Annotated in this window: 21 protein-coding genes, 1 pseudogene and 1 riboswitch; of the genes and pseudogenes, 13 read left to right on the top strand and 9 right to left on the bottom strand. The window is 72.4% G+C overall.

Features of this window, described 5'->3' with window-relative positions; genetic code table 11:
- The first annotated feature begins 72 nt into the window (after positions 1 to 72).
- Positions 73 to 624, top strand: coding sequence for a DUF485 domain-containing protein (locus ACFYOJ_RS22340; protein ID WP_356558011.1), 552 nt, complete (start codon positions 73 to 75; stop codon positions 622 to 624).
- Positions 621 to 2,213 (top strand): cation acetate symporter, encoded by a 1,593-nt coding sequence (locus tag ACFYOJ_RS22335; protein ID WP_356558012.1) that lies wholly within the window; start codon positions 621 to 623, stop codon positions 2,211 to 2,213. Before ACFYOJ_RS22340 ends, ACFYOJ_RS22335 begins: the two co-directional genes overlap by 4 nt.
- Before the next feature lie 30 nt (positions 2,214 to 2,243).
- Here the strand turns inward: ACFYOJ_RS22335 and ACFYOJ_RS22330 are convergent, their stop codons facing one another.
- From ACFYOJ_RS22330 to ACFYOJ_RS22320, 3 genes are all read right to left on the bottom strand, one after another.
- Positions 2,244 to 2,924, bottom strand: coding sequence for a response regulator (locus ACFYOJ_RS22330; protein WP_356558013.1), 681 nt, complete (start codon positions 2,922 to 2,924; stop codon positions 2,244 to 2,246).
- On the bottom strand, positions 2,921 to 4,642 hold the full coding sequence (locus tag ACFYOJ_RS22325; RefSeq protein WP_356558014.1) for a sensor histidine kinase: 1,722 nt from the start codon (positions 4,640 to 4,642) through the stop codon (positions 2,921 to 2,923). The genes ACFYOJ_RS22330 and ACFYOJ_RS22325 overlap by 4 nt, the downstream gene beginning before the upstream one ends.
- A 136-nt stretch (positions 4,643 to 4,778) precedes the next feature.
- Complete coding sequence (locus ACFYOJ_RS22320; protein ID WP_356558015.1) at positions 4,779 to 5,726, bottom strand: sucrase ferredoxin; 948 nt, start codon at positions 5,724 to 5,726, stop codon at positions 4,779 to 4,781.
- Between the two features lie 227 nt (positions 5,727 to 5,953).
- Here ACFYOJ_RS22320 and ACFYOJ_RS22315 point away from each other — a divergent pair, with 227 nt between their 5' ends.
- Entirely contained in the window at positions 5,954 to 7,030 is a 1,077-nt protein-coding gene (locus tag ACFYOJ_RS22315) for a GTP-binding protein (RefSeq protein WP_356558016.1), read from the top strand.
- A gap of 7 nt (positions 7,031 to 7,037) precedes the next feature.
- On the opposite strand, the gene ACFYOJ_RS22310 is transcribed toward ACFYOJ_RS22315, so the two are convergent.
- Positions 7,038 to 9,494, bottom strand: coding sequence for a DNA topoisomerase IV subunit A (locus tag ACFYOJ_RS22310; protein ID WP_356558017.1), 2,457 nt, complete (start codon positions 9,492 to 9,494; stop codon positions 7,038 to 7,040).
- A 295-nt stretch (positions 9,495 to 9,789) separates the two neighbouring features.
- On the opposite strand from ACFYOJ_RS22310, the gene ACFYOJ_RS22305 reads away from it, so the two are divergent.
- The 3 genes from ACFYOJ_RS22305 to ACFYOJ_RS22295 all read left to right on the top strand — a co-directional run bounded on the left by ACFYOJ_RS22305 (position 9,790) and on the right by ACFYOJ_RS22295 (position 13,663).
- Positions 9,790 to 11,148, top strand: a complete 1,359-nt coding sequence (locus ACFYOJ_RS22305) for a pitrilysin family protein (RefSeq protein WP_356558018.1) — start codon at positions 9,790 to 9,792, stop codon at positions 11,146 to 11,148.
- Positions 11,145 to 12,533 (top strand): pitrilysin family protein, encoded by a 1,389-nt coding sequence (locus ACFYOJ_RS22300; protein WP_356558019.1) that lies wholly within the window; start codon positions 11,145 to 11,147, stop codon positions 12,531 to 12,533. The genes ACFYOJ_RS22305 and ACFYOJ_RS22300 overlap by 4 nt, the downstream gene beginning before the upstream one ends.
- 189 nt (positions 12,534 to 12,722) lie before the next feature.
- Positions 12,723 to 12,886, top strand: a riboswitch (cyclic di-AMP (ydaO/yuaA leader).
- A 12-nt stretch (positions 12,887 to 12,898) separates the two neighbouring features.
- Positions 12,899 to 13,663 (top strand): M23 family metallopeptidase, encoded by a 765-nt coding sequence (locus tag ACFYOJ_RS22295; RefSeq protein WP_356558020.1) that lies wholly within the window; start codon positions 12,899 to 12,901, stop codon positions 13,661 to 13,663.
- A 193-nt stretch (positions 13,664 to 13,856) separates the two neighbouring features.
- Here ACFYOJ_RS22295 and ACFYOJ_RS22290 read toward each other — a convergent pair whose 3' ends face one another.
- Positions 13,857 to 14,138 carry an HPr family phosphocarrier protein gene (locus tag ACFYOJ_RS22290; RefSeq protein ID WP_356558021.1) on the bottom strand — a complete coding sequence of 94 codons (282 nt, stop codon included), beginning with the start codon at positions 14,136 to 14,138 and terminating at the stop codon, positions 13,857 to 13,859.
- Between the two features lie 197 nt (positions 14,139 to 14,335).
- On the opposite strand from ACFYOJ_RS22290, the gene ACFYOJ_RS22285 reads away from it, so the two are divergent.
- From ACFYOJ_RS22285 to ACFYOJ_RS22255, 7 genes and pseudogenes are all read left to right on the top strand, one after another.
- A complete protein-coding gene (locus ACFYOJ_RS22285; RefSeq protein ID WP_356558022.1) occupies positions 14,336 to 17,233 on the top strand; it encodes a GNAT family N-acetyltransferase in 2,898 nt (965 codons plus the stop codon).
- Positions 17,234 to 17,351: 118 nt separating this feature from the next.
- On the top strand, positions 17,352 to 17,948 hold the full coding sequence (locus ACFYOJ_RS22280; protein ID WP_030402578.1) for a DUF5998 family protein: 597 nt from the start codon (positions 17,352 to 17,354) through the stop codon (positions 17,946 to 17,948).
- Positions 17,948 to 19,141: a nucleotide pyrophosphatase/phosphodiesterase family protein gene (locus tag ACFYOJ_RS22275; RefSeq protein WP_356558023.1), complete on the top strand. Its 1,194-nt coding sequence runs from the start codon at positions 17,948 to 17,950 to the stop codon at positions 19,139 to 19,141. Before ACFYOJ_RS22280 ends, ACFYOJ_RS22275 begins: the two co-directional genes overlap by 1 nt.
- Before the next feature lie 50 nt (positions 19,142 to 19,191).
- Positions 19,192 to 19,842: a thymidine kinase gene (locus ACFYOJ_RS22270; protein ID WP_356558024.1), complete on the top strand. Its 651-nt coding sequence runs from the start codon at positions 19,192 to 19,194 to the stop codon at positions 19,840 to 19,842.
- Positions 19,843 to 19,944: 102 nt separating this feature from the next.
- Positions 19,945 to 20,838 (top strand): endonuclease/exonuclease/phosphatase family protein, encoded by an 894-nt coding sequence (locus ACFYOJ_RS22265; RefSeq protein ID WP_356558025.1) that lies wholly within the window; start codon positions 19,945 to 19,947, stop codon positions 20,836 to 20,838.
- 18 nt (positions 20,839 to 20,856) lie between these two features.
- Positions 20,857 to 21,162, top strand: a pseudogene (locus ACFYOJ_RS22260) (type I restriction enzyme endonuclease domain-containing protein); the annotation flags it as partial.
- Between the two features lie 122 nt (positions 21,163 to 21,284).
- Positions 21,285 to 22,109 (top strand): hypothetical protein, encoded by an 825-nt coding sequence (locus tag ACFYOJ_RS22255; RefSeq protein WP_356558051.1) that lies wholly within the window; start codon positions 21,285 to 21,287, stop codon positions 22,107 to 22,109.
- Between the two features lie 118 nt (positions 22,110 to 22,227).
- Here ACFYOJ_RS22255 and ACFYOJ_RS22250 read toward each other — a convergent pair whose 3' ends face one another.
- From ACFYOJ_RS22250 to ACFYOJ_RS22235, 4 genes are all read right to left on the bottom strand, one after another.
- Entirely contained in the window at positions 22,228 to 22,443 is a 216-nt protein-coding gene (locus ACFYOJ_RS22250) for a DUF397 domain-containing protein (RefSeq protein ID WP_356558026.1), read from the bottom strand.
- Positions 22,440 to 23,375, bottom strand: coding sequence for a helix-turn-helix domain-containing protein (locus ACFYOJ_RS22245; protein WP_388597637.1), 936 nt, complete (start codon positions 23,373 to 23,375; stop codon positions 22,440 to 22,442). Before ACFYOJ_RS22245 ends, ACFYOJ_RS22250 begins: the two co-directional genes overlap by 4 nt.
- A gap of 316 nt (positions 23,376 to 23,691) precedes the next feature.
- The gene (locus ACFYOJ_RS22240) at positions 23,692 to 24,360 is read right to left on the bottom strand and encodes a hypothetical protein (RefSeq protein ID WP_356558028.1); all 669 of its coding nucleotides are present in this window, start codon (positions 24,358 to 24,360) and stop codon (positions 23,692 to 23,694) included.
- Positions 24,357 to 24,893 (bottom strand): RNA polymerase sigma factor, encoded by a 537-nt coding sequence (locus ACFYOJ_RS22235; protein WP_356558029.1) that lies wholly within the window; start codon positions 24,891 to 24,893, stop codon positions 24,357 to 24,359. The genes ACFYOJ_RS22240 and ACFYOJ_RS22235 overlap by 4 nt, the downstream gene beginning before the upstream one ends.
- Positions 24,894 to 24,921 lie beyond the last annotated feature (28 nt).

Here is a 24,921-nt window from a genome sequence, read left to right as displayed (position 1 = left end):
CGAGTCACCTGATGGGGTGAAGTACGGGAAGAAGAAGAGTCGGGGATCTTCCCGTTCTGTCCATCCTTGGGCATGCAGTCAAGTGATGATCGCCTCCGCCGTGCCGGGGACGGCCCCGACGCCGGTACAGCCCGGGGACGCACCGGCGCCGAGGCGCCCGCGGCCCCCGGGCACGACGACCCCTGGTACGACGCTCTCGCCTCCGGCTGGGGCGAGCCGGCGGGGGCGGAGGGGACCGGGGCGGCGGTGCCGTCGATGCGCCGGGAGGCGACGGAGCACGTTCCCCGGGGCACGGGCGACGTGTATCTCGAGGTGCAGCGCAGCGCGGCCTTCCAGGAGGTCCGCGGCCGGTACCGGAGGTTCGTGGTACCGGCGACCGTCGCCTTCCTCGTCTGGTACCTCGCCTACGTGGTGGCCGCCACGGCCGCCCCGGAGCTGATGGCCCGCCCGGTGGCCGGGGCCGTGAACGTGGCGATGCTCGCGGGACTCGGCCAGTTCCTCACCACGTTCCTGCTCACCTGGGCCTACGCCCGGCACGCCCGGCTGCGCCGGGACCGCGCCGCTCTCGAACTGCGCTGGGACACCCAGGAACTGACCCGCGGCGTCCGGGGTGGCACGTCATGACGGGAGACCACCAGTCACTGGCACTGCTGCTGTTCAGCTCGTTCGTCGCCGTCACCCTGGGGATCACGACCTGGGTGAGCCGGCGCAGGCAGGGATCGGCGGAGGAGTTCTACGCAGGCGGCCGCCTCTTCTCCCCGATGGAGAATGGTTTCGCCATCGCGGGCGACTACATGTCCGCCGCCTCCTTCCTGGGCATCTCCGGTCTCATCGCGCTCTACGGCTACGACGGCATGCTGTACTCGGTGGGCTTCCTGGTCGCCTGGCTCGTCGTGCTGTTCCTCGTCGCCGAACTCGTCCGCAACTGCGGCCGGTTCACCCTCGCGGACGTCATGGCCGCGCGCATGCGGGAGAGACCGGTGCGGATCGCGGCGGGCACCTCGTCGGTCACCGTGTCCGTGCTGTACCTGGTCGCGCAGATGGTGGGCGCGGGCAGCCTGGTCGCCCTCCTGCTCGGAGGCACGGGCGAGGCCGCGCGGACCTGGACCGTCATCGGGGTCGGCGCACTGATGGTGATCTACGTGTCGTTGGGCGGGATGCGGGCCACCACCTGGATCCAGATCGTGAAGGCCGTGCTGCTGCTCGGCGGCACCGTGGCGCTGACCACGCTGGTCCTGGTGCGCTTCCACGGCGACGTCGACCAGCTGCTGCGCACCGCCGCCGGGCGCAGCGGCCACGGCGACGCCTTCCTGGCACCCGGACTGGCCTACGGCGGGGACTGGACCTCCCGCCTCGACTTCATCAGCCTCGGACTCGCCCTGGTGCTGGGTACGGCCGGCCTGCCGCACATCCTGTCGCGCTTCTACACCGTGCCCACCGCCCGCGCCGCCCGGCGGTCGGTGGTGTGGGCGATCGGTCTCATCGGTGGCTTCTACCTGATGACGATCGTGCTCGGCCTCGGCGCCGCCGCGGTCGTCGGCACGGACGCCGTACGCGCGTCGAACGCGGCCGGGAACACCGCGGTGCCGCTGCTGGCGCTCGACCTCGGCGGCGGCGCGGACTCCACCGGGGGGACGGTGCTGTTCGCGGTCGTCGCCGCCGTCGCCTTCGCCACCATCCTCGCGGTGGTCGCCGGCGTCACCCTGGCCTCCTCTGCGTCCGTGGCCCACGACCTGTACGCCTCCTTGCGGCGGCGCCGCTCCGAGGCGCGCGGCGAGGTCGCGGTGGCGCGCGCCGCCGCCGTGGGCATCGGCGTCGTGGCGATCGCCCTCGGTCTGCTCGCACGCGACCTCAACGTGGCCTTCCTCGTCGGCCTGGCCTTCGCCGTCGCGGCCTCCGCCAACCTGCCAGTGCTGCTCTACTCGTTGTTCTGGCGGCGCTTCACCACACGCGGTGCCGTGTGGGCCGTCTACGGCGGTCTGGTCCCGGCCGTGGTGCTCGTGCTGCTGTCACCGGTGGTGTCGGGCAGCCCGCAGTCGCTGTTCCCGGGCATCGACCTCCAGTGCTTCCCACTGCAGAATCCCGGCCTGGTCTCGATCCCGCTGGGCTTCGCCGCGGGCTGGCTCGGCACGGTCACCTCGGCGGAGGTCCCGGACGAGGCGAGGCACGCCGAGACGGAGGTGCGGTCGCTGACGGGGGCGGGAGCCGTGTAGGAAGCGGCGGCCTGACCGCCCTGATCCTCCTCAGGAGCGGGTGGCCCACTGGTAACGGTGTTCCGGACGGCCCGCGTCGCCGTACTTGAGGGTCAGCCTGGCTCGCCCCGTGCGCTCCAGGAGCTTCAGATAGCGCTGGGCGGTCTGGCGGCTCACCCCGGTCCGCTCGGCGATCTCCTGCGCGGACAGCGGCCCGTCGGCCTTCATCAGGCACTGGCGCACCAGCTCGGCGGTGGTCGGGGAGTGCCCCTTGGGCAGCTCCGGCTCCGACGGCGCCGACAGGGCGCCGAAGATGCGGTCCACCTCCGCCTGCTCCGCCTCGCCCCCGCCGTCGAGGGTGCGGCGCAGCTCCGCGTAGGCCTCCAGCTTGGCGCGCAGCCCGGCGAAGGCGAACGGTTTGACCAGGTACTGCAGCGCCCCGTGCCGCATCGCGGCCTGCACGGTGGCCACGTCCCGCGCCGCGGTCACCATGATCACGTCGGTCTGGTGGCCGCGACGCCGCATCTCCCGGACGACCTCCAGACCGGTCCGGTCGGGCAGGTAGTGGTCCAGGAGGATCAGGTCCAGACGAGGCAGGCTCTCGATGCCGCGCAGTGCCTCCGCCGCGCTGTGCGCCTCACCGGCCACGTGGAAGCCCGGCACCTTCTCGACGTAGGCGGCGTTGACCCGCGCGACCCGCGTGTCGTCGTCCACTACCAGGACCTCGATCATCGGGACTCCTCCTCGGCAGAGGCGTGCGCGGCAGCGGTGCGCGCGGACGGGACGGCACCGTCGACGGGAGCGGCGTCGACGGGAGCGGAGGAGGCGAGGGCGGGGGCGGTCTCGGCCAGCGCCTCGGGCAGGACCACGACGAACTCCGCACCTCCGCCGTACGCCGCGTCGACGGTGGCGCTGCCGCCCTGCCGTTCCGCCAGCCTGCGCACCAGGGGCAGCCCGATGCCGCGCTGCCGGTGCGCGGGCGGCTCCTTGGTGGACCACCCTTCCGTGAACACCAGCTCACGGTGTTCCACCGGGACTCCGGGCCCCGTGTCACGCACCGTGAGCGTCACCGCACGCCCCTGCGCGCGCAGCTCGACCTCCACGCGCGCGTGGAGCGTGCCCGCGACGGCGTCCAGCGCGTTGTCGACCAGGTTGCCGACGATCGTGACGAGGCCACCGGGATCGACGAGACGGTCCGGCAGCCGCGTCCGGTCCGACACCCACAGGGCGACCTGGCGTTCGGCCGCGACCGTCGCCTTGCCGACCAGCAGGGCGGCCAGCAGAGGGTCCTCGACGCGCTCGGTGATCTGCTCCGCGGTGGCCCGGTGGTCGCCGACCACCTCCCCGATGAAGTCCACGGCGTCGTCGTACATCTCCAGCTCGAGCAGGCCCAGCAGCGTGTGCATGCGGTTGGCGTGCTCGTGGTCCTGTGCGCGCAGGGCGTCGATGAGCCCGCGGGTCGAGTCCAGTTCTCGGCCGAGCTGCTCCAGCTCGGTGCGGTCGCGCAGGGTGGCGACGGCGCCGCCGTCGTCGGTGGGCATCCGGTTGGCGACCAGGACCCGCTGGCCGCGCACGGTCAGCAGATCGGTGCCGGTCACCCGGCCGGCCAGGACGTCGGCGGTGCGGCCCGCGCCGAGCGCCTCGTCGGGGGAACGGCCGACGTCCTGCGGACCGAGGCCCAGCAGGCGCTGCGCCTCGTCGTTGAGCAGCCGGATCCTGCCCCCGCGGTCCAGGGCGACGACGCCCTCGCGGATGCCGTGCAGCATGGCCTCGCGTTCGGCGAGCAGCCCGGCGATGTCCGAGAAGGCCAGGTCCCGCGTCTGCCGCTGCACCCGGCGCGAGATCAGCCAGGCGGCCAGGGCACCGACGGCCAGCGCGCCGCCGGCGTACGCGAACAGCCCGGGGATGGCGTGGATCAGCCGCGCCCGGACGCTGTCGTACGCGATGCCGACCGAGACGGCCCCGACGACGCGGCCGTCGGCGTCACGCAGCGGGACCTTGCCGCGCGCGGAACGGCCCAGGGTGCCGTCGTCGATCTCCATGACCTCACGGCCGGCCAGCGCCTGCCCGGGGTCGGTCGAGACGACCTCGCCGATCCGCTCCGGATCGGTGTGCGACCACCGCACGCCCTGCCGGTCCATCACGACGACGTACTCCGCCCCGGTCGCCTGCCGGATCCGTTCCGTCTCCCGTTGCACGGGGTTGTCCGGTGCAGGCGGGGCGGCGCGCAGGTCGCGGACGAGCTGCGGCTGCTGCGCGGTGGTCTGCGCGATCGCGAGGGCCCGGCGCATCGCCTGGTCGTCCAGCTGGTCGCCCAGCGGCGCCAGGAACAGCCCGGTCGCGAGCACCGCGACTCCCGCGGCGATCGCCAGCTGCATCAGCAGCACCTGCGAGAACACCCGTCGCGGCAGTCCGAGACGCCTGCGGCGCACGGGGGAAGTGGAGCTCATACCCATGACGGTACGTGGGAGGCGCGGCGGGCCGCAGAGGGGTGTGGCGCGGATCTCGCGCGGTGTGCCTCCCGCGCTCGCGTCGCCGCGGAGGCGGGGTGTACGGCCGGTCGGCGGCGGTGCCGCGGCACCGGGCTCAGCTCGCCAGTGCCGCCGCCACCGTCAGTTCCCGCACCGCCGTGACCTCCATCCGGGCCGGTGAGCCGAGCACCGACGCCGCACAGCTCTCCGGACGGGCCGGCAGCGAGGCGCCCTGGACGACGGTGACCCGCCAGTGCCGCCCGTCGGCGTGGGACACGGTCACCTCCCAGTGCGGTGCGCGGCCGTCGGTGCGGACGACGCTCAGCACCTGCGCGGCGTCCTCGCCCAGCGCCGAGCGCACGGCGAGCTCGGCGGCCTGGCCGGGACGGTCCCATGCGGAGTTCCCGCGGCAGTCGTCCACGACGATCCGGCCGTCCCGCACGCCCTCCAGGATGTCCTCGACGGTGTGGGCCCGGACTCTGCCGTACGCGTACCCGTACGGCAGGACGAGCATCGTGGGGGAGAAACGGTGCCCGCCGAGATGGGTGACCTCCCAGATGCCCTCGACGCCCGAGGCGGCGAGCTCGGCGGCCAGGGGACGGCCGAGGAGCGCGCAGCACCGGTCACGTTTGCCGTTGGTGCAGACGAGGACGAGCGGATCGCCGGTGTGGGGCCCGCCGGGGAGCGCCGCGTCGAAGGAGCCGCTCTCGCCCCTGCCGAGTGCGGCGAAGTCGAGGTCGAGGAGCCGGCCGGGGTCCGTGATCGTGGCACCGTGCAGCCAGACGTTCCCGGGCGTGGTGTGGGCCGCGTACACCCGGCGCTCGGCCGGGGCGCCGCCGCCGTCGGCGTGCCGTCCGGGGCGGCGGATGAGCGCGATGCGCACGCCCGTCCCCTTCGCGGCCGCCTCGAGGGCGCGGCCCAGTGCGGGATCCAGGTGGCTCGAGGTGAGCGCCTTGGCACCCCACGGCCCCGGCTGCTCGAGCAGCAGCCAGGTCCTCGCGACGGGGGCCGTACCCGCGACGGGCTCGGCGAGGTCCCGGGAGACGGTTGAGCACGTACTCACAGAGGTGAGCCTAACCTGACTTGCGCCGCGGTGACTTCCAGCCGCGCCAGCGGCTGCTCCGGACGGTGAGCGCGGAGGTCCGGGCACGTGCTGCCGGCGATCGTCCGCTCAGGGCCCGTTCCCCGTGCTCGTATCCTGAGCGGGCAGTTCCGTTCCCGCGGGCGCGCTCCGCCGCGGGGCGGTGTACGCGTAGGTGAGAGAGAGGTCGCACGGTGGGGCAGCGCCCGATGTCGCAGCAGATCCCGGTCGTCGTACTCGCCGGATTCCTCGGCTCGGGGAAGACCACCCTGCTCAACCACCTCCTGCACCGCAGCGGGGGCAGCCGGATCGGTGCCATCGTCAACGACTTCGGTGCCATCGAGATCGACGCGATGGCCGTCGCCGGCGCGCTCGGCGACTCCACCGTCTCGCTCGGCAACGGGTGCCTGTGCTGTGCCGTCGACGCCGGCGAACTCGACGTGTACCTGGAGAAGCTGGCCCGGCCCGAGGCCGGCATCGACGTCATCGTCATCGAGGCCAGCGGTCTCGCCGAGCCGCAGGAGCTCGTGCGCATGCTGCTCGCCAGCGGACAGCGGGAGATCGTGTACGGCGGTCTCGTCGAGGTCGTCGACGCCGCCGAGTTCGACGCCACGCGTGCGAAGCACCCCGAGATCGACCGGCATCTGGCGCTGGCCGACCTCGTCGTGGTCAACAAGACCGACCGTGCCCCGGACGCCGAGCGCGTCCTCGCCCTGGTCCGGTCCCTGACCGACGGCGCGGCCGTCGTCCCCGCGGCCTGGGGCCGTATCGACCCGGAGTTCCTCTTCGACTGCCGGCCCAGCGAGGAGCGTGTCGGGCAGCTGTCCTTCGACGACCTGCACGACCACACGCCGGACGACGCGCACTCCGGCCATCTGCACGCCGCCTACGACAGCGTGTCCTTCGTCTCCGACGTGCCGCTGGACCCGCGCCGGCTGATGCGGTTCCTGGACAGCAGGCCCGAGGGCCTCTATCGGATCAAGGGGTACGTCGACTTCGGCCCGCACGACCCGCGCAACCGGTACGGCGTCCACGCCGTCGGCCGCTTCCTGCGTTTCCGTCCGGAGCCCTGGGTGCCCGCCGACACCCGCCTCACGCAGCTCGTCCTGATCGGTGCCGGCATCGACGCGTCCGCGCTCGCCAGGGAGCTCGACGCGTGCCGCAGCGACGACGCTCAGGCCGACGAACACGGCATGTGGGGGGTCCTGCGCTACGTACCGGACCCCGAGGACGGCGATCCGGGGGAGGCGGTGGGCGGCGACGAGGGGCCGCCGCCCACCGCCTGAGCGGTTTCTAGGCCGGGCCCGCCACCACCGCCACCGTCTTCGGCAGCGACACACCCGAGCCGTCGCGGCGCGGGTCGATGTCCGGGAGCGGGGCCGGCGTGCCGTTCTTCTGCGAGGCCCGTGCCGGGAGAGGACCCGCCCAGGCCAGCGCCAGGCAGTCCTCGCCCTTCAGGAACCGCTGGCAGCGCACGCCGCCCGTGGCGCGGCCCTTGCGCGGGTACTGGTCGAACGGGGTCAGCTTGGCCGTGGTCTGGACGGAGTCGTCCAGCGTGCCGCGCGACCCCGCGACCGTGAACACGACCGCGTCCGCCGCCGGGTCCACCGCCGTGAAGGAGATGACCTTCGCGCCCTCGGACAGCTTGATGCCCGCCACGCCGCCCGCGGGCCGGCCCTGGGGACGCACCTGGGAGGCCTGGTAGCGCAGCAGCTGCGCGTCGTCCGTGATGAAGACCAGGTCCTCCTCGCCGGTGCGCAGCTCGGCCGCGCCGACGATCCGGTCACCCTCCTTGAGCGTGATGACCTCCAGCTCGTCCTTGTTGGACGGATAGTCGGGCACCACCCGCTTGACGACGCCCTGCTCGGTGCCGAGCGCCAGCCCCGGCGAGGACTCGTCCAGCGTGGTCAGGCAGACGACCGTCTCGTCGTCCTCCAGGGACACGAACTCCGCCAGCGGCGCGCCGCCCGACAGATTCGGCACCGGCATCGGCTCGGGGAGCTGGGGCAGGTCCACGACGTTCACCCGCAGCAGCCGGCCGCCGGACGTCACCACGCCCACCTCGCCGCGCGCCGTGGCCGGCACCGCCGAGACGATCAGGTCGTGCTTGACGCGCTTGGCCCCGGCCTCGGTGACCAGGGGCGCGTCGTTCGCGGTACGGGCCAGCAGTCCCGTCGAGGACAGCAGCACCCGGCACGGGTCGTCCGCCACCTGGAGCGGCACGGCGGCCACCGGCGCGCTCGGCGACTCGATCAGCACCGTACGCCGGTCGGTGCCGAACTTCTTGGCCACCGCCGCCAGTTCGGCCGAGACCAGCTTGCGCAGCTCCGAGTCCGACTCCAGGATCCGCGTCAGCTCCTCGATCTCCGTGTTGAGCCGGTCCTTCTCCGCCTCCAGCTCGACGCGGTCGTACTTGGTCAGCCGGCGCAGCGGCGTGTCCAGGATGTACTGGGTCTGCACCTCGCTCAGCGAGAAGCGGTCCATCAGACGCTGCTTGGCCTGCGCCGAGTTCTCGCTGGAACGGATGAGGCGGATGACCTCGTCGATGTCGATCAGCGCGGTGAGCAGGCCCTCGACCAGGTGGAGACGGTCGCGGCGCTTGGTGCGCCGGAACTCGCTGCGGCGTCTGACGACGTCGAAACGGTGGTCGAGGTAGACCTCCAGCAGCTCCTTGAGGCCGAGCGTGAGGGGCTGGCCGTCGACCAGGGCGACGTTGTTGATGCCGAAGGACTCCTCCATCGGCGTCAGCTTGTACAGCTGCTCCAGGACCGCCTCCGGCACGAAGCCGTTCTTGATCTCGATGACCAGGCGCAGGCCGTGCTCGCGGTCGGTGAGGTCCTTGACGTCGGCGATGCCCTGGAGCTTCTTCGCCCCGACCAGGTCCTTGATCTTCGCGATGACCTTCTCGGGGCCGACCGCGAAGGGCAGCTCGGTGACGACCAGGCCCTTGCGGCGGGCCGTGACCGTCTCCACGCTGACCGTCGCCCGGATCTTGAAGGTGCCGCGGCCCTTCTCGTAGGCGTCCCTGATGCCCGGCAGGCCGACGATCCGGCCGCCGGTGGGCAGGTCGGGACCCGGCACGTGCTTCATCAGCGCGTCGAGGTCGGCGTTCGGGTACCGGATCAGGTGCCGGGCGGCCGCGATCACCTCGCGCAGATTGTGCGGCGGCATGTTCGTGGCCATGCCGACGGCGATGCCGGAGGCGCCGTTGACCAGCAGGTTCGGGAAGGCGGCGGGCAGGGCCACCGGCTCCCGCTCCTGGCCGTCGTAGTTGGGGCCGAAGTCGACGGTGTCCTCGTCGATGGACTCCGTCATCAGGCTCGTCGCCTCGGTCATCCGGCACTCGGTGTACCGCATGGCGGCCGGCGGGTCGTCGTTGCCCAGGGAACCGAAGTTGCCGTGGCCGTCGACCAGGGGCACGCGCATCGAGAACGGCTGCGCCATCCGGACCAGGGCGTCGTAGATGGACGTGTCGCCGTGCGGGTGCAGCTTGCCCATCACCTCGCCGACGACGCGGGCGCACTTGACGTAGCCGCGGTCGGGACGCAGGCCCATCTCGTTCATCTGGTACACGATGCGGCGGTGCACCGGCTTGAGGCCGTCGCGGGCGTCCGGGAGCGCACGGGAGTAGATGACCGAGTACGCGTACTCGAGGAAGGAGCCCTGCATCTCGTCGACGACGTCGATGTCGAGGATCTTCTCCTCGTACGAGTCGTCGGGCGGCGGGGTCTTCGTACTACGGCGGGCCATCGCTGCCGGCTCCTTGCTGAAGCGTGACGGTGATCTGACGCGGTCCATTGTGGACCGCGGCACTGACAGCGACCGACCGGGACCCGTCACGGGCCGCCCGGCCCCGGCGCTGCCCGCAGGGTACGCCCCCGCCCCGGGCGGTCCGGCGCCACGCCCGCCGCGTTCTCGCTCTCGGCGTACGAGGTCCGGGAACTCCACCGGTCGCCCGCACGCTTGCATACAGTGGCAGGACCGGCGGAATTCCGCAGTTCCGCCCGATGATTCCACCGAGATTTCGGCGATCGAAGGGACGTACATGCCCATGGGTCACACGGCCACCACCCGGGCAGGCTCCGGCGGCCTGACAGCGACCGAGCACCGCCTGGCCAACGGCCTGCGCGTGGTGCTCTCCGAGGACCACCTGACCCCGGTCGCGGCGGTGTGCCTCTGGTACGACGTCGGCTCGCGCCACGAGGTCGAGGGACGCACCGGTCTGGCTCACCTTTTCGAGCACCTGATGTTCCAGGGCTCCGCCCAGGTCAAGGGCAACGGCCACTTCGAACTGGTGCAGGGCGCCGGCGGCTCGCTCAACGGCACCACCAGCTTCGAGCGCACCAACTACTTCGAGACCATGCCCGCCCACCAGCTGGAGCTCGCCCTCTGGCTGGAGGCCGACCGCATGGGCTCCCTGCTCGCCGCCCTGGACGAGGAGTCCATGGAGAACCAGCGGGACGTCGTCAAGAACGAGCGCCGCCAGCGCTACGACAACGTCCCCTACGGCACCGCCTTCGAGAAGCTGACCGCCCTCGCCTACCCGGAGGGCCACCCCTACCACCACACCCCGATCGGCTCGATGGCCGACCTGGACGCGGCGACCCTGGAGGACGCCCGCCAGTTCTTCCGCACCTACTACGCGCCGAACAACGCGGTGCTGTCGGTCGTCGGCGACATCGACCCCGAGCAGACGCTCGCCTGGATCGAGAAGTACTTCGGCTCCATCCCCTCGCACGACGGCAAGCAGCCGCCCCGGGACGGTTCGCTGCCCGACATCATGGGCGAGCAGCTGCGCGAGGTCGTCGAGGAGGAGGTCCCGGCCCGCGCCCTGATGGCGGCCTACCGCCTGCCGGAGGACGGCACGCGCGCGTGCGACGCCGCCGACCTGGCCCTCACCGTCCTCGGCGGCGGCGAGTCCTCCCGCCTCTACAACCGGCTGGTGCGCCGCGACCGCACCGCCGTGGCCGCCGGCTTCGGCCTGCTGCGGCTGGCGGGGGCGCCCTCCCTGGGCTGGCTGGACGTGAAGACGTCCGGAGACGTGGAGGTGCCGGTCATCGAGACCGCCATCGACGAGGAGCTCGCCCGGTTCGCCGAGGAGGGCCCCACGGCCGAGGAGATGGAGCGCGCCCAGGCCCAGCTGGAGCGCGAGTGGCTGGACCGGCTCGGCACGGTCGCCGGCCGCGCCGACGAACTGTGCCGGTACGCCGTCCTGTTCGGCGACCCGCAGCTCGCCCTCACCGCCGTGCAGCGGGTGCTCGAGGTGACGGCCGAGGAGGTCCGGGAGGTGGCCAAGGCCCGCCTGCGCCCCGACAACCGCGCGGTGCTCGTCTACGAGCCCACCGCCCCCGCCGACGAGAACGCCGCCGACGACGCCGACGAGAACGAGGAGGCGGCCAAGTGACCGAGCTCGCCACCATGGAATTCCACCCCCGTCCGCAGGCCGGCGAGCCCAAGCCGTGGGCCTTCCCCGCCCCCGAGCGCGGCAGCCTCGGCAACGGCCTCACCGTGCTGCGCTGCCACCGCCCCGGCCAGCAGGTCGTCGCCGTCGAGGTGTCGCTGAACGCGCCCCTGGACGCCGAGCCGGCCGGTCTCGACGGCGTCGCCACGATCATGGCGCGCGCCTTCTCCGAGGGCACCGACAAGCACTCCGCCGAGGAGTTCGCCGCCGAACTGGAGCGCTGCGGCGCCACCCTCGACGCGCACGCCGACCACCCCGGCGTCCGGCTGAGCCTGGAGGTGCCGGTCTCCCGCCTCGCCAAGGCCCTCGGCCTGGTCGCCGACGCCCTCAGGGCACCCGCGTTCGCGGACAGCGAGGTCGAACGGCTGGTGCGCAACCGGCTCGACGAGATCCCGCACGAGCTGGCCAACCCCTCCCGGCGCGCCGCCAAGGAGCTCTACAAGGAGCTGTTCCCGGCCGGCTCGCGCATGTCGCGCCCGCGCCAGGGCACCGAGGAGACGGTCGCGAACATCGACGCGTCCGCCGTCCGCGCCTTCTACGAGAAGCACGTCCGCCCCGCCACGGCCACCGCCGTGGTCGTCGGCGACCTCACCGGCGTCGACCTCGACGCGCTGCTCGGCGAGACCCTCGGCGCGTGGACCGGCTCCGCCGCCGAGCCGCTCCCCGTGCCGCCGGTGGCCGCCGACGACACCGGACGGGTCGTCATCGTGGACCGGCCCGGTGCCGTCCAGACGCAGCTGCTGATCGGCCGCACCGGGCCCGACCGGCACGACAGGGTGTGGCCCGCGCAGGTGCTCGGCACGTACTGCCTCGGCGGCACCCTCACCTCGCGCCTGGACCGCGTCCTGCGCGAGGAGAAGGGCTACACCTACGGCGTACGGGCGTTCGGGCAGGTCCTGCGGTCCGCGCCCGACGGCACGGGCGCCGCGATGCTCGCCATCAGCGGCTCCGTGGACACGCCCAACACCGGTCCGGCGCTGCAGGACCTGTGGACAGTGCTGCGCACGCTCGCCGAGGGCGGCCTCACCGACGCCGAACGCGACGTCGCCGTGCAGAACCTGGTGGGCGTGGCGCCGCTGAAGTACGAGACGGCGGCGGCCGTCGCGGACACGCTGGCCGACCAGGTCGAGCAGCATCTGCCCGACGACTACCAGGCCACGCTGTACCGTCGGCTCGCCGCCACCGGCACGGTGGAGGCCACGGCGGCGGTCGTGAGCGCCTTCCCGGTGGACCGTCTGGTGACGGTCCTGGTCGGTGACGCGGCGCAGATCAAGGAGCCCGTGGAGGCCCTCGGCATCGGTGAAGTCACCGTCGTGGCCGCCGAGTAGCGGCACGCGCGGGTGACGGCCCGGTGACGCTCGCGTCACCGGGCCGTCACATGTCCGAATTGGGGGAGAGGTTGCCCGTCTGCGCTGTGGCGTGCGCTACAAAAACCCTGTTGCGTTTGAGGATTGAACACACTCGCGTCTAGCGTCGTCCCGGCTGTCCGTCAGGCAGTGCGCCGCACCCGCGGCACCGGACAGTCATCGCCGAGTCCCCGTACGGCGCGAGCCAGGGGAGCCGGGGACCCAACGCAGTCCCTGGGGTGAATCGGACGCCCGCGCTTCGGCGAGGGGGTCCGTAGGAGACCTTCCTGCTCCGAACCCGTCAGCTAACCCGGTAGGCGAGAGGGAAGGAAAGGATCAGCCGCCACATGGCGTTCACGCGCGCCTCAGGGAAGCACCGCCGTCCCAGCCGCATGCACCGCACCACCGCCCGCGCGGCGGGCGTCGCGGCCCTCGCCACCACCGGCGTCGTCGGCACCCTCGCGGCCCCGGCTCTCGCCGCCGAGCCCGATCCCGAGCAGACCGGTCTCACCCCCGTCGTCTCCATCGGCGACACCGTGGCCGACGAGATCGACGCGCAGGCCACCGCGCAGAAGCAGGCCGCCCAGCACGCCGCCGCCCGCGAGGCGGCGATGGAGGCGGCGCGCGAGCGGGCCGCCGAGGCCGCGAAGGACGCCCGTGAGGCCAAGGAGCGGGCCGCCCGTGAGGCGGAGCGCGAGCGGCTCAACACCTTCGTCTCGCCGATCACCGCCTCCTACGTCTCCACGGCCTACCAGGCCGGCAGCTCCCTGTGGTCCTCCGGCAGCCACACCGGCATCGACTTCCACGCCTCCACCGGCACCCCGGTGCACGCGGTCGGCGTCGGCACCGTCGTCGAGGCCGGCTGGGGCGGCGCGTACGGCAACCAGGTCGTGATCAGGATGCACGACGGCACCTACACCCAGTACGGCCACCTGCTGTCCGTCGACGTCTCGGTGGGGCAGCCGGTCGAGGCCGGCCAGCAGATCGGCCTCTCGGGTGCCACCGGCAACGTCACCGGTGCCCACCTGCACTTCGAGGCCCGCACGGGCCCCGAGTACGGCTCGGACATGGACCCCGTCGCCTACCTCCGCTCCCACGGCGTGGACATCTGACGACCGACGGCGGAACATCCGACGGCAGAACCCCGACAGGCCCCGGCTCGCGCGCCGGGGCCTGTCCGTGTTCCGGGAGCCGGGGCCCCGGAAACCCGATGGCCTCCCGGGGAGCCGCGGAGCGGACGAAGGCCCGCCCGGTGGTCCGGGCGGGCCTTCGTCGGTGTGCCGTCACATCGGGTGTGCCGTCACCTCAGACGGTCTCGGGAAGCTCCTCGAGCCCCTCGGCGACCAGCTTCGCCAGCCGGTCCAGAGCGGCGTCCGCGCCCTCGGCGTCGGAGGCGAGGACGACCTCCTCGCCACCCTGGGCGCCCAGGCCCAGAACGGCCAGCATGGAGGCCGCGTTGACGGGCTTGCCGTCGGCCTTGGCGATCGTCACCGGGACGCCTGTGGCCGTGGCGGCCCGGACGAAGAGGGAGGCGGGGCGGGCGTGGAGGCCCTCGGCCCAGCCGACGTTGACGCGGCGCTCAGCCATGTGATGCTGCCCTTCAGGTGTTCGAGGTCAAGTTGTCTAGACCAGTCTTGTCTAGACCAGTTTCCCATATCGTGAAGCGTGCCGGAACGCCACCGTGCGCCGCCCCGGAGGACCGCCGGACCGCGGCCTCGGCCCGGCGTCCGTACCCCACAGACTGCCTCGCGCCATTGTCGTACGCGAGCCGTACTCTGGGGCCCATGCAGACCTCGTCGGACCGGCACGAGTACCCCGCTCACTGGGAGGCCGACGTGGTGCTGCGCGACGGCGGCACCGCGCGCGTCCGCCCCATCACCGCCGATGACGCCGAGCGCCTGGTCAGCTTCTACGAGCAGGTCTCCGACGAGTCGAAGTACTACCGCTTCTTCGCGCCGTACCCTCGCCTGTCCGCCAAGGACGTCCACCGCTTCACGCACCACGACTTCGTGGACCGGGTGGGACTCGCGGCCACCATCGGCGGCGAGTTCATCGCCACCGTACGCTACGACCGGATCGGCGCCGGGGGGACGCCCGCCTCGGCGCCGGCGGACGAGGCCGAGGTCGCCTTCCTCGTCCAGGACGCCCACCAGGGCCGCGGCGTCGCCTCCGCGCTCCTGGAGCACATCGCCGCCGTCGCCCGGGAGCGCGGCATCCGCCGCTTCGCCGCCGAGGTGCTGCCCGCCAACACCAAGATGATCAAGGTGTTCACGGACGCCGGATACACGCAGAAGCGGAGCTTCGAGGACGGCGTGGTCCGCCTGGAGTTCGGCCTGGAGCCGACCGACCGCTCGCTCGCCGTGCAGTACGCGCGCGAACAGCGCGCGGAGGCCCGTTCCGTGCAGCGCCTGCTCCAGCCCGGCTCCGTCGCCGTCGTCGGCGCCGGCCGCGCCCCCGGCGGCGTCGGCCGCAGCATCCTCGGCAACATCCGCGACGCGGGCTACACCGGCCGGCTGTACGCCGTGAACAGGGCCCTCGCCGAGGAGGTGACGGAACTCGACGGTGTGCCCGCCCGCCGCCGCGTGCGCGACATCGACGGGCCCGTCGACCTCGCCGTCGTCACCGTGCCCGCCGAGCACGTCCCCGAGGTCGTCACCGAGTGCGGCGAACACGGCGTCCAGGGCCTCGTCGTGATCTCCGCCGGGTACGCCGACAGCGGCCCCGAGGGGCGCGAACGCCAGCGCGCGCTCGTGCGCCAGGCACGCACGTACGGCATGCGGATCATCGGCCCCAACGCCTTCGGCGTCATCAACACCTCGCCCGCGGTGCGGCTCAACGCCTCCCTCGCCCCCGAGATGCCCCGCCCCGGCCGGATCGGCCTGTTCGCCCAGTCCGGCGCCATCGGCATCGCCCTGCTCTCCCGGCTGCACCGGCGCGGCGGCGGCGTCACCGGCGTGACCGGCGTGTCCACCTTCGTCTCCTCCGGCAACCGGGCCGACGTCTCCGGCAACGACGTCCTGCAGTACTGGTACGACGACCCGGAGACCGACGTCGCGCTGATGTACCTGGAGTCCATCGGCAACCCCCGCAAGTTCACCCGCCTCGCCCGGCGCACGGCCGCGGTCAAGCCGCTGGTCGTGGTGCAGGGCGCCCGGCACGGCGGCGTCGCGCCGCAGGGTCACGCCGTACGGGCGACGCGGCTGCCGCACGCGACGGTCTCCGCGCTGCTGCGGCAGGCCGGGGTGACCCGGGTCGACACGATCACCGACCTGGTCGACGCGGGCCTGCTGCTCGCCCGCCAGCCGCTGCCCGCCGGACCGAGGGTGGCGATCCTCGGGAACTCCGAGTCGCTCGGTCTGCTCACCTACGACGCGTGTCTGTCGGAGGGCCTGCGTCCGCACCCGCCGCTGGACCTGACGACGGCGGCCTCCGCGTCCGACTTCCACACCGCCCTGTCCCGGGCCCTGGCCGACGACACCTGCGACGCGGTCGTGGTGACCGCCATCCCGGCCGTGGGGGAGGGGTCGGCGGGCGACGCGGCACTGGCCGAGGCGTTGCGCTCGGCGGCGGCCACGGCGCCCGACAAGCCCGTCCTCGTCGTCCATGTGGAGCTGGGCGGCCTCGCCCAGGCCCTGTCCGCCGCGGCGAGCACGGCACCGCAGTCCGCGGCGGGCACCGCGCCCCGGACCGCGGCGAGCACCCCGTCCCCGGAGCCGCCGCCCGCCACGGGCTCCGCCCCCGCCACGGGCTCCGCTCCCGATGAGGGGAGCGCCCCCGACGCGGGAACGCCGGCCGGGAAGGTCCAGGCCCCCGAGGGCGCCCGCCTCATCCCCGCCTACCCCGCCGCCGAGCGCGCCGTCCGGGCCCTCGCCCACGCCGTCGCCTACGGACAGTGGCGACGCGACGCCGCCGACCCCGGCAGGGTCCCGGAGTACGACGACATCGACGAGAAGGGCGCCGCCGAGCTGATCCGCGGCCATCTCGCGCGCGGACAGGGCCTCACCCTCGCCGCCCACGACACCTGCGAGCTGCTCGGCAGGTACGGCGTCCACGTCCACCGCGCCCTGCCCGCCCCCACCCCCGACGACGCCGTCGCCGCCGCACGCACCCTCGGCTACCCCGTCGCCCTCAAGGCCACCGCCCCCCACCTGCGCCACCGCGCCGACCTGGGCGGCGTCCGCCTGGACGTGGCGGACGAGGACCAGCTGCGCCGCGCCTACGCCGAGCTGACCGACCTCTTCGGGAAGCCGGAGGAACTGCGGCCGGTGGTGCAGGGCATGGCACCGCGCGGCGTCGACACCGTCGTACGGGCGGTCATCGACCCGGCGGCCGGCGCGGTGCTCTCCTTCGGTCTCGCCGGCGCCGCCACCCAGCTCCTCGGCGACACGGCGCACCGGCTGATCCCGGTCACCGACCGGGAGGCCGGCTCCCTGATCCGCTCGATCCGCACCGCGCCCCTCCTCTTCGGCTGGCGCGGTTCGGCCCCGGTCGACACCGCCGCCCTCCAGGAGCTGCTGCTGCGCGTGTCCCGGCTGGTCGACGACCACCCGGAGGTCGTCGCCGTCACCCTGGAACCGGTCGTCGTCGCCCCGCGCGGACTGAGCGTCCTCGACGCCTCCGTCCGCCTCGCGCCCCCGCCGGCCCGCGACGACCTCGGCCCGCGCACCCTGCCGGCGTACTGACCGCGCACGGCCGCACCGGACACGACCGCACGGGCTCCGCCGGTACTCGCGACGAGACCCGGCGGGGACCGGCCGGGCGCCGCAAGGGCGTCCCGCGCAGTCAGTGGGTCCCCGTAGGATGGACCGCATGGCCAAGACCAGTACGACGACCCAGGGGCTGCGAGCGGCGATCGAGCGCAGCGGCTACTACCCGGCCCTCGTGGCCGAGGCGGTGGAGGCCGCCGTGGGCGGCGAGCCCGTCCGGTCGTACCTGGTCCACCAGGAGACCACGTTCGACCAGAACGAAGTGCGCCGGCACGTCACCGTGCTGGTGCTCACCGGCAACCGCTTCATCGTCAGCCACACCGACGAGCAGGCCGCCGACGACACCTCCCCGACGCCCTACGCCACGACGTCCACGGAGTCCGTCAAGCTCGGCCGGATCTCGTCCATCGTCGTCAGCCGCGTCGTCGCCAACCCGGAGCAGTACAAGCCGGGCACCCTGCCCCGTGAGATCGTGCTCACCATCGGCTGGGGCGCCGTCTCCCGCCTCGATCTGGAGCCGGCCGCCTGCGGCGACCCGAACTGCGAGGCCGACCACGGCTACACCGGCAGCTCGACCGCCGACGACCTGAGCCTGCGCGTCAGCGAGGCCGGCGACGGCCCGGAGACGGTGCGCCAGGCGCTCGCCTTCGCCCAGGCCCTCTCCGAGGCGACCGCGGACTCCGCCCGCTGATGGACCGCACCGCCCTGTGGGACACCCACCCGGAACCCCTCCCCGTCGACTCCGCCCCCGTGCCCGAGTACGGGTCCGGCTCGCTCGCCGACCTGCTGCCCACACTGGCCGCCGGCCTCGGCGTCCCCGGCATGACCGCGGCCATCACGGAGCTGACGCCCGCCGACCGCAACTGCGTCTTCCTCATCGACGGCCTCGGCTGGGAGCAGCTGCGGGCCCACCCCGAGGAAGCCCCCTTCATGAGCGCGCTGCTCGGCAGCTCACGCGGCGGCACCGGACGTCCCCTCACCGCCGGCTACCCGGCGACCACCGCCACCTCCCTCGCCTCCGTCGGCACCGGCCTGCCCCCCGGCGCCCACGGCCTGCCCGGCTACACCGTGCGCGACCCGGACACCGGCGCGCTGATGAACCAGCTGCGCTGGCAGCCATGGACGGCGCCCGGCGCCTGGCAGCCGTACCCCACCGTCTTCCACCTCGCCCACCAGGCCGGTGTGCACGCCGCGCAGGTCTCCTCCCCGACCTTCGCCGACACCCCGCTGACCAAGGTCGCCCTCAGCGGCGGCACCTTCCACGGCCGGCTGACCGGCGAGGACCGCATGGACCTCGCGGCCGAGCAGCTGGCCGCCGCCGACCGAGCCCTCGTCTACACGTACTACGCCGAGGTCGACGGCGCAGGCCACCGGTACGGCATCGACTCCGACACCTGGCGCGGCCAGCTCATGCACGTCGACCGCCTGGTGCAGCGCCTGGCCGAGCAGCTCCCGCCGCGCAGCGCCCTCTACGTCACCGCCGACCACGGCATGATCGACGTGCCCTTCGACGAGGACCACCGCATCGACTTCGACGAGGACTGGGAGCTGAGGGCGGGCGTCGCCCTCCTCGGCGGCGAGGGCCGCGCCCGGCACGTCTACGCCGTCCCCGGCGCCGCGAACGACGTGCTGACCTGCTGGCGCGAGGTGCTCGGCGAGCAGTTCTGGGTGGCCTCGCGCGACGAGGCGATCGAGGCCGGCTGGTTCGGCCCGCACATCGACGACCGGGTGTACGGCCGCATCGGCGACGTGGTCGCCGCCGCCCGCGACGACGTCCTGCTCATCGCCTCCGAACGGGAGCCGAAGGAGTCGTCGATGGTCGGCAACCACGGCTCGATGACCCCCGCCGAGCAGCTCGTCCCCCTGCTCGAAGTACGTTCCTGACCCCGCCCTCCCCCCATCCCGTCCACTCGCCGAAAGGTGCTCAACCCCTCATGCCCGAGCTGGTCTTCTTCTCCGGAACGATGGACTGCGGGAAGTCGACCCTGGCTCTCCAGATCGAGCACAACCGCTCCGCGCGGGGCCTGGCGGGCATCATCTTCACCCGCGACGACCGCGCGGGCGAGGGCAAGCTCTCCTCCCGCCTCGGTCTGGTCACGGACGCGGTCGAGGTCGAGGACGGCCACGACCTGTACGCCCACGTCGTCGACCACCTCTCCCAGGGCGGCCGCGCCGACTACGTCATCGCGGACGAGGCGCAGTTCCTCGCCCCCGAGCAGATCGACCAGCTCGCGCGCGTCGTGGACGACCTCGAACTCGACGTGTACGCCTTCGGCATCACCACCGACTTCCGTTCCAAGCTGTTCCCCGGTTCCCAGCGGCTGGTCGAACTCGCCGACCGCGTCGAGGTGCTCCAGGTCGAGGCCCTGTGCTGGTGCGGCGCCCGCGCCACGCACAACGCCCGCACCGTGGGCGGCGTCATGGTCGTCGAGGGCGCCCAGGTCGTCATCGGCGACGTCACCCGGTCCTCCGACGAGATCGGCTACGAGGTCCTGTGCCGACGCCACCACCGGCGCCGCATGACCGCGGCGACGGCCCACGCGGCGGCCCTGTCCCCGGACGTGCTGCCGGTCACCCCGGTCTGACACCGCCGGAACACACGCCGTACACGCGTGCTTGACGTGCCGTCAGGTGATGGGTGTCACTGTTGCCGTCCCGCTCCTGCGCCCCGCCCGATCGGAGATGGCATGCAGCCCCGTTCCCGGCGTCCCGCCCGCCGTACACGCCGTACCCGCCGCGCCTTCGTGACCGTGCTCGCCGCCGCGCTGCTCGCTGTGGCGGCACCTGCGTCGGCCCTGGACGGGCACGCCCCCGGGACGCGGGCCCCGGCGGTGCCGCTGCGGGTGGCGACCTACAACATCCACGCCGGGGCCGGCGCCGACCAGGTCTTCGACCTCGACCGCACCGCCGAGGCCGTACGCGCCCTGCGGGCCGACGTGATCGGTCTCCAGGAGGTCGACGTGCACTGGGGCGCCCGCAGCGGCTTCACCGACGAGGCCCGCGCACTGGCCGAGAAGCTGGACATGCGGGTGTACTTCGCACCGATCTACGACCTCGACCCGGCCACCGAGGGAGCGGAACGCCGCCGCTACGGCGTCGCCGTCCTCAGCCGTCATCCGATCATCACGGCGGAGAACCACGAGATCACCCGCCTCTCCACCCAGACCCCCACCCCGGTGCCGGCCCCGGCGCCCGGCTTCGCCGAGGTGACGGTCAACGTGCGGGGCGCACACGCCCACGTCTACGTCACCCACCTCGACTACCGGGCCGACCCGTCGATCCGCGCGGCCCAGGTGGCGGACATGCTCGGCGTGCTGGCCGCCGACCGCGGACCGAAGATCCTCGTCGGCGACTTCAACGCCGAGCCCACCGCGCCCGAGCTGGCACCGCTGTGGCGGCACCTGCGGGACGCCGCCCCCGACGGCGGCGGGACGTACCCGGCGACCGTCCCGGTCAAGCGCATCGACCTGATCACCGTCTCGCCCGACATCACCGTGACCGGCGCCGAGACGGTCGCCACGGACGCCTCGGACCACCGCCCGGTGGTCACGGACCTGCTGCTGCACCGGCGCGGCCGCTGAACAGCCGCCCGCCGCGGCGAGACGTCCGACCCGCCCCTGAACCGGCGCGAACTCGCCTTCTACGACGCCGTCGCTGACCACGGCACCGCTCGCTCTGTCATGGGCGACGAGGTCCTGACAGGCATCGCCCGCGAACTGGTCACCGAGGCCCGCCTCCAGCTCAAGCTCGGCTGGATCGCCCGCGAGTCCGTACGGGCCCGCCTGCGCAGCACCATCAAGTGCCTCTTGGACCGCAACAACTACCCGCCGGACCAGCAGAAGGAAGCCATCGACCTGGTCCTCCGCCAGATGGAACACTTCATCAACGGAGAGACCGGCAACTGAGCTTCCACCCACAATCCCTCGCCCCTGAGCGAGGATTGCTCACCGGCTCACCGGAACTCTGGAGACATACAGGGAGGTGGTTCCTCCCGAAAGGTCAGGTTTATTTCATGGCGGGTAAAGAGATGGAAGACCCGGGGTCGTATTTCTCCTCGGTGCTGGTCGCTGCGGCGAAACTTCCGGGTGTGCGCATCCATAGAGAGGCGTACCTCCGGAAGGCGCTGTCTCGCCACTGCTCCGAAGAGCAGATCAAGCAAGCGATCGAAGAGACCCCGGCAGCGGCGGGCATCTCCCTCGACATTCTGGAAAAGGCGGCCAACGACTCCATCAAGTACGAGACCGCCAAGGTCAGCGCCGCTTCCGCGGCTGCCGGACTGCCCGGCCTGCTCTTCCTTCCCGCCACGGTCCCCGCCGACTTGGCGCAGTACATGGGGCACATGCTGCGCATCGCGCAGAAGCTCGCCTACCTCTACAGCTGGCCCGACCTGTTCTCCGGAGACGGCGACGACATCGACGACGCGACCGCGGGAGTGCTCACCCTCTTCGTCGGCGTGATGTTCGGCACCCATTCGGCGACCACCGCGATCGGGAAGGTCGCGGAGGAGATGTCGAAGCACGTCGCCAAGAGCCTTCCCAAGAAGGCGCTCACGAAGGGCTTCATCTACCCCCTCGTGAAGAAGATCGCGGCTCACCTCGGTAAGGAGATCACGAAGCAGACCTTCGCAAGGGCCGTCTCCAAGGCGGTCCCTGTCGTCGGCGCCGTCGTCTCCGGCGGTCTCACGTTCGCGACCTTCCGCCCCATGGCGAAGAAGCTGAAGAACCACCTTGCCGAACTGGACATGACGAAACCCACCCTCCGAGTCGAGGATGTCGAGGTCGTGCAGGACCACAAGCCCTCCACCGCGGACTACGACGAACAGTCCGACGGGGACGACACCGCCTCCAGGTAGTTGAACCACGGCCCTCGGCCTGCCGCCGCTCGCTGACGTATCCGGGCCCTCGTGAGCCCGGGTACGTCAGCGGCGCCCCAAGCGGGATCCGGCCGGGGCGCTCCCGCCCGTAGGAGCGTCAGACGAACGGCTCCGACGAGGCCAGCCCGATGAATCCCGACCACGCTTCACGCGAGACCGTGACCATGGGCCCGGCCTCGGCCTTCGAGTCCCGGACGTGCACAACTGCCGTGGTGGCCGCCACCTCTACGCACTCGCCGCCCTCGGTCCCGCTGTAGCTGCTCTTGAGCCAGGCGAGGCCGGAGGCGATGGCCGAGGACTCAGCGTTGTTCATAGCGATCCCAGCAACCTTTCGATGAACTCCGTTGACTCTCGCGGACTGAGAGCCTGTGATCGGATAATCCCATGGAGGGTGGCCGCCAGAACCCCTTGCTCCGGGTCGGTCTGCAGAGAGCCGACTCCCCGTGCCTCGGCATACACGAACTTCTTTCCGTCCTTGCGTGTGACGACCGTGAACGGCCCGTTCACGCCCGCATTGTCCTCACGGTCGAGCGGCATGACCTGGATCTCGACGTTGCGCTTCTGTCCGATCAGCAGCAGGTGTTCCAACTGTCCGCGCAGCACTGCCTTACCGCCGTACGGACGTCGTAGGAGCGACTCGTCGAGCACGAAACTCAGGAACGGCGCCGGCTGACGATCGAAGATGTCCTGCCGGATCAACCGTGCCGTTACACGCTGCTCGATGACCTCCTCGACCAGAGGAGGGCGCCTCATGGCAAGCAGCCCCCTCATGTACTCCTCGGTCTGAAGCAGTCCATTGAGCACAGGCATGCTGTACGAGACCAGTTCGACGGCCTCCTTCTCCAGTTGGGCCATCCCCTGGAAGAACACCGGGTACTGCGCCCGTTCCACCTGCTCCTTCCACAGGCACAGCAGCCCGCCCGCTCCCAGCACCTCATCGGCGCGCTCGATCGCCCTGGGCGGCGGGATGCGCCGCCCCTGCTCGAACGACGCGATCGTGGACGCCGAATACCCGAGCCGTCTCCCGAACTCCTCGCGCTCCAGGCCCTCCCGCAGCCGCAGCGTCTTCATCGTCTGCCCGAACGCGACGACGACACCACGCCCCGCTTCGTCCTCCGGCCGCCGCCCGGCCCCGCCGTCGCTGTCCCACCCGTCCCCGAGATTCACGGCCGCCCCCGCGCCACCACTTTTACGCTCCCCGGACGCCACCTCGGCCCCCGCCTCCGTACTCCCGTGCTCCGTCATGTGCATCACCGCCTCCTCACCCCAACGCCCCCACGACGGACGCGGACACGGCGCACACCTCCGACACCCGCGGACAACGCGCGTACAACCCACCCCTGTCACCGCGCAACCACTGAACTCGCCACGCCACGCGACCGGACGGCATCGGCACGGTCGGCGAACTGGCGGCCGGGGCCCGCGTGGCGGCCGGGTCCGAGTGAGTGCCCACAGGACTCCACGCGGGTCCGAGCAGTACTGAACGGCGGCGGCTGCCGTGCCGGTCGACGGCAGCCGCCGCCTCCGGGCGCGCGGGCACGTCCTGTTCGCGCACCCGGTGTCAGGACGTCAGCCGCAACGCCTTGTTCACACCGGGGCTCAGGGCGACGTCGTTGTCGCCGGACGCCACTGCGTGCCCGTTCTCGACCCGGTACGCGCCCTGTGTCGTGTTGACCAGGGCGAAGCGTCCACCGTCCATCGTGTCGAGCAGCAGAACGTACTCCTTGCCTTCGGCGAGGTCGGCCGTCTCGGGACCGGAACCGGGTGTCGTGTAGACGACTTCGATGCTCCTTCCGGAGGACTCGTCCCCCTTGGCGGCCGCAGTCACCCGAGCCGTGGCGACGGTCTCGTCGATGCCGTCGACGGACTCCTCGTGCCCCGCGCCCAGCCGTACCCGGACGATCAGGTCCGCCGCGTTCTCCAGCTCGGCGGTCGTTCCGAAGTACGGCTCGTCCGAGAGCCGCCCCCCGCCCCCGGGTTCCTCCGGGCCGTCGAGGGTGAAGAAGGCGACCCCCGCGACCACCGCGGCGGCAGTGCAGGCGACGGAGGCCACGAGTGCCCCACGCCGGGACACCCCGCGGAGCGTACGCCGCTTCCGTACCCCACGCTGCGTCACAGGCGTGCTTCCGACCAGGGCGGCCAGTTCCTCGGCGGCACGTGCCGACAGCTCGTCCGACGCCGTGTCCGGCACAGGATCGGCCCGTGCGACAAGGGATTTCACGTTGATCATGACGACTCCTCGGGTGAGTCCTCGAGAGCGAGGTGGGTGTGTGAGGCGTAGATGCCGCGGAACGCCTCCCGGGCGCGGTGCAGCCGGACCCATACCGCCGGCACACTGCACCCGAGGACCTCAGCCGCCTCGGACGCGCTGAGCCCGTCCCAGTAGCGCAGGAGCAGCACGTCCCGATGCCGTACGGGAAGTCGCTCCAGGGTCTCGAGAACGGCGGAGTCCTCCTCGGAAGCGGGAGCGCGGCCCAGCTCGTCGGTGACACGCCGGTGGAGCTCGGTCAGCCGGGCCGCCGCCCGGTGATGGTTGCTCAGCAGGTTCCGGGCGGTGACGAACAGCCAGCCGGTGCTCACCTCCCCGCCGCCGAGTGTGCGCTCCCACGCGATCCGGAAGACGTCGGCCGTCAGTTCCTCCGCCGAGCCGCGGTCACCGAGGCGCCGGTACACAAAGGCGGTCACGCGCGGATGCTCACGGACGTAGAAGGCCGTGAACCGTACGACGCGCTCCCGGTCGCTCGCGGTCTGAATGTCGTCCACGCCCCGTACATGTCATGGGTCCGGCACT

The organism is Streptomyces sp. NPDC006384 (assembly GCF_042870695.1).
Lineage (GTDB): Bacteria > Actinomycetota > Actinomycetes > Streptomycetales > Streptomycetaceae > Streptomyces.
The sequence above is the reverse complement of the archived record's forward strand: the minus strand, read 5'-3'. Positions and strand labels throughout refer to the sequence as shown.